At 60.9% G+C, this 4568-nt stretch carries 3 protein-coding genes and 1 pseudogene; 2 read left to right on the top strand and 2 right to left on the bottom strand.

Going from position 1 to position 4568, the window contains the following annotated elements; genetic code table 11:
- Window positions 1-115: pseudogene (locus VFA16_RS02735) on the bottom strand (methyltransferase); the annotation flags it as partial.
- A gap of 340 nt (window positions 116-455) precedes the next feature.
- Between VFA16_RS02735 and VFA16_RS02730 the strand changes: the two are divergent.
- Complete coding sequence (locus tag VFA16_RS02730) at window positions 456-2096, top strand: GMC family oxidoreductase (RefSeq protein WP_324966343.1); 1641 nt, start codon at window positions 456-458, stop codon at window positions 2094-2096.
- A gap of 92 nt (window positions 2097-2188) precedes the next feature.
- On the opposite strand, the gene VFA16_RS02725 is transcribed toward VFA16_RS02730, so the two are convergent.
- On the bottom strand, window positions 2189-3190 hold the full coding sequence (locus tag VFA16_RS02725; protein WP_414687620.1) for a Gfo/Idh/MocA family protein: 1002 nt from the start codon (window positions 3188-3190) through the stop codon (window positions 2189-2191).
- Between the two features lie 371 nt (window positions 3191-3561).
- Here VFA16_RS02725 and VFA16_RS02720 point away from each other — a divergent pair, with 371 nt between their 5' ends.
- Window positions 3562-4038 (top strand): hypothetical protein, encoded by a 477-nt coding sequence (locus VFA16_RS02720; RefSeq protein ID WP_324966341.1) that lies wholly within the window; start codon window positions 3562-3564, stop codon window positions 4036-4038.
- Window positions 4039-4568 lie beyond the last annotated feature (530 nt).

Genomic DNA, 4568 nt, shown 5'->3' with positions numbered 1-4568 from the left:
GGCGCATAAGCTCTTCGCCTTCAAGTGCATTAACAATTTGCAAGGTGTCGCATGCAGTACAGCTATAATATTCGAACGGCTCTCGGGTGCCGAACATCATCTCCCGAACCGTAATAATTTGATGGGGGCCAGCCGATCCGCATAATCGACATTCTTTGCTAACCTCGTTCACGCAGACCCTCTCCACGAGAAATTCGACGCACGAGAGCGTATCATGTGCATCCCTTTTGCTGGCGCGGCGCAACCACACGCTGATAATCACAACGGGGAAGCAAATCGCGGGAAGCGAGCCGGCAGGTGTACCGTACGGCCGTTGGTGGCGAAACGGGTCACGTCCGATACCCGGGTTCGCGCCATGTGGCCTGGGAAGCGTTAAGGCGCTGTCGCAGCGGGTGGTACGTTCGTGATTCGCCCAAACCCGGGAATGCATTGAGTCAACATCCAGGAGCTTGATTTTGGCTGCCGGCGAGCTGGATGCGCGCGAGGCTGAACGCGTTGTGTGGGACGTGATTGTCGTGGGCACTGGGATGGGGGGCGGGATGCTGGGCTACTCCCTGGCCCGATCCGGCCGTCGGGTGTTATTCGTCGAGAAAGGGCGATCGACACTGCCCGGGTCACCGGGAATCATTCGCTCTGCGCTGCCGGAACTGGCCGAACCGCTGGTGGGCCGTTCGGCAGAGGCGTACTACGACGCCTTGGCTCGGGCCGGGCGCTCAACCGATGAGATCGAAGACATTAGCGGGCGCTTCTCGCGGCGGTTTGTGCCATTTATCGGCAGCGGAACGGGAGGCTCGTCGGCCCTCTACGGGATGGCTTGCGAGCGATTTTTCGTTCGCGACTTCACTCCGCGGCAGAACTTCCGCGATCCCGGCGACTCCACCGTGCCAGATGCCTGGCCGGTCACGTACGACCAGATGCGGCCGTGGTATGCCGCTGCCGAAAAGCTGCTGGGGGTGCGCGGCCAGCCCGATCCACTTCGGCCCGAGGCGGCCGAAGTCGATTTGCCTCCGGCGCCGCCGTTTTCGGCAGACAACCAGCCGCTGGTTGATTATCTGAGGGGTCGCGGATTACATCCGTACCGCCTACCGATGGCCTGCGATTACACCGATGGGTGTGCCACCTGCGCGGGCTATATCTGCCACCGGGCGTGCAAGAACGACGCCGCCCGCAATGGGGTGCTACCGGCCGTCGCCGAGCACGGCGCGCGCCTGCTGGCGGAATGCCGGGCGGTACGCCTAGACGCGGACCGCAACCACGTCCGGCACGTGATCTGCGAGCATCGCTCCGGAATGCTGGCCCTGAAGGCCAAGGTGGTGGTGCTGGCCGCCGGTGCGTTGGTCACTCCAGTGCTGTTGCTCAATTCTCGGTCGGGTGATTGGCCGCGCGGGTTGGCCAACAGCTCAGACTTGGTGGGACGCAACCTGATGCGCCATCTGACTGACTGGATCGAGATCTGGCCCCAACCCGACCATAAGATCACCGCCGAGAACAAGGAGATCGGCCTGAACGATTTCTATTTCTTCGAGGGCCAAAAATACGGCACCGTCCAGTCGTTGAGCCCTGTGCCGCCCATGGAGGTCCTAACGAATCGCCCCGGATGGGGACCGAGGATGCTGCGCCTGATGAGCCCGGCGGCGCGGCCGATCTACGAGCGGTTTTTCACCGGCGGGCTGGTGCTGGCGCTCATCATGGAAGACCTGCCCTATCTGGACAACCGCGTGCTGCCTTGGGATCGGCCAGGCTCAGATGGGCGCCAGCGGCTGCGAATTCAGTATCGCTTTCACGCCAGTGAGATCGAGCGCCGCGCGGTGTTTTTGCGGCAGTTGAAAGATGTGTTGAAGCCTTTCCGTAAAGTCACCCTGCGAGCCGCAAAAAGCAACGAAAACCTGGGCCACGTCTGCGGCACGTGCCGTTTCGGTACCGACCCGAAAACCAGTGTGCTGGACGCACATAACCGGGCACACGAAGTGGACAACCTCTACGTGGTCGACGGCTCGTTCTTCCCTTCCAGCGCCGGTTTGAATCCCGCCTTAACGATCGCAGCCAACGCCTTACGAGTAGCCGCACACATCAACCAGCTGTACTTCGCCACTTGACAACTCGTTGAAAACGGCGTCTTAACATCTGTGAAACCGACCCCAAAGCAGACCATAGCGCCCGAAGCGCTGGCTGGGCGAACGGATAGCGTTTAGGCCGGCTCGCGGAGTGGGAGGCCCGCAGCGCGATAGATCGCATCGACGACCGCCATGTTCTCGACCGCGTCCTCAGGCGTCGTGATCACCGGCTCGCCGCGCCGCACCGCCCCGGCGAAAGCGTCAAGCTGATACGCGTAGGAGGCGCGCGGCGGGAAGCGCTCCACCCGATTGCCGTCCGCCGAGCGGACCGACAGCCGACGGAAAGGTGCCACCGGAGTGAGCACACGCAGCTCGCCGCGGTCGCCAATCACCTTGACACTCAACCGCAGCAGATCCGACGACCACATCGAACAACGAACGAGACCGGTGTGCCCGGTGGCAAACCGCAACTCGGCTGTCATCGCCCGGTCTACCCGAGGATCACGCAGTTTCGCCTGTGCCGAAACGACTTCCGGGGTCGAACCGCCAAACGTACGAATCATATGGACCGCATAGCATCCGAGGTCCATTGTCGCGCCACCGGCAAGCGAGTAATCGTAGCGAATGTCAGAGAACTTCGGCAGCAGCATGCACAACGTCGCCTCCACCCGCTCCAACTGGCCCAGCTCCCCAGAGGCGATGATCTGCTTAGCGCGAAACGTCAAGGGATGGTAGCAGTAGTGGAATCCCTCCATCACGATCCGGCCCGACTTCTGGGCCAAATCAGCGATCTCGCGGGCTTCAAAAGCATTTGCAGTAAACGGCTTTTCACACAGCACATGCTTGCCTGCGGCAAGCGCAGCCCGAGTCCATCTGCCGTGCAGGCTATTCGGCAGCGGGTTATAGATAGCGTCCAGCTCGGGATCGGCGATCAGCGCCTCGTAGCTGTCATGCACCCGAGGGATCCCATGTTTGGCGGCGAAGGCTCGGGCACGTGACACATCGCGTGCCGCCACCGCAGCCACACTGACCTCGGCGTGCCCTCGGGCCGGATTAATCAACGCCAACGGTGCGACGCGCGCCGCACCCAAGATACCGATCCGCACCTGCGGCCCAAGTCCAGACACGAACCGGATGCTAGCAGTTGAATAGCATCACTCGGAGAGACGTTCTTCGAGACTGACCAATCGCGGACGACTGCTGGAATATAGGAAAATGTCTTCCCGGGCGCAGCATCCGGGCGGCGATAAGCGGTGAAACAACGGGTCTTCGGGCCGACGTCTGTCGCCGTGCAGTGGTAGAGATCAATGCGGAACTGGTCGGGCTCGTCCGGCGCTGATTCCGGATATGCGAAAAAACTGTAACGGTAATGACCTGGCTGGCAGGCCGCAGATGCTGGTTTCCGTTTGCGGCTGCGGGGCCGAAGGTACGCTGAACCAGTTGCGCACGATCGCGCGCCCCTTTGTCCCCGGCAACGCCGATGTGGCGCGTCAAACGGAGGTTTCCCGTGAGTCTTCGAGAGAAGTTGGCAAAGCGGGCGCGTCCATATCTGGAGCCGGATGAGCAAGTGCAAGCGGTATTTATAACGCAGTCGGGTCCGTCGCCCTATTGGCAATTTCTTATTGGTTTGTTTGGTCTCGTTTCTACGATTATTGTTATTTTCTACTTGGGGCATACCCTCGTGGCGAACGTGTTGCTGGTGGCCATCGGGGGCGTTCTGGCGCCAGTAAACATACTGGCATTTCCCTGCCACCACGTTGTGGTCAGTGATCGGGCGATCGTGGTGATCGATGCCTCTAAGGTGATCGCGACCTTTCCCACCCGGTTGCGCCTGCGCCATCCGCGCGACTTTTATTTCGGCCGACTGTCGGGATTCTATGGAAAGTTCTTGCTGTACAAGACGAAGTACTGGGTGCAGAGGCGCTTCTATAACGATCTTGCCGCCGCAGATGCTGCATTGACCGCAATGATGGAGCGCCGGTAGCCCGGGCCCTGTGCCAGCGAACTGCTCCACGGATCTAACCCAGCGGCCAGCATGATCCCGCCATGACGGATCGATAGTTTTGACCTTGCTCGACGAGCCGTGGGTCGCGAGAGCTCAGCGCCGCGTCTAAGCTAGCCAGGCGCCGAGCCGGGTTCCGGTCGGAAGGATCCACTCGGCCCAAATTCCTCAGCGAACCAATTTATTGGACGCAGTTATAACATCTATTGGGCACGGTTATAATTCTGCAGAATCTTCAGCGTATTTTGCCGGTTCCCATGCGGTGGGAAAAATTGTACGTAGCATGCCAGCATAGACGTTCGCTGTGCTGGAGGTCTTGGCGCAAATGACTTCAAGCCAAGGAAGGGTGCGCACCGAAGCGGGTGTACTGTTCGGCCGGACGTTGCGGTCGGCCGCACACGCTGACCTTCTGGCCGAAGGAAGCGCCCATACGCCGCCCCCCGCACCCAGCGTCGACTTGCAAACGAGCCTGCCCCCAATCAGGCCACCCCTCGTAGTCAGCACCGGTGACT

It is taken from the genome of Mycobacterium sp. (genome assembly GCF_035653355.1).
Lineage (GTDB): Bacteria > Actinomycetota > Actinomycetes > Mycobacteriales > Mycobacteriaceae > Mycobacterium.
Note: the sequence above shows the minus strand (reverse complement) of the source record. Positions and strands in the feature narration are given on the sequence as shown.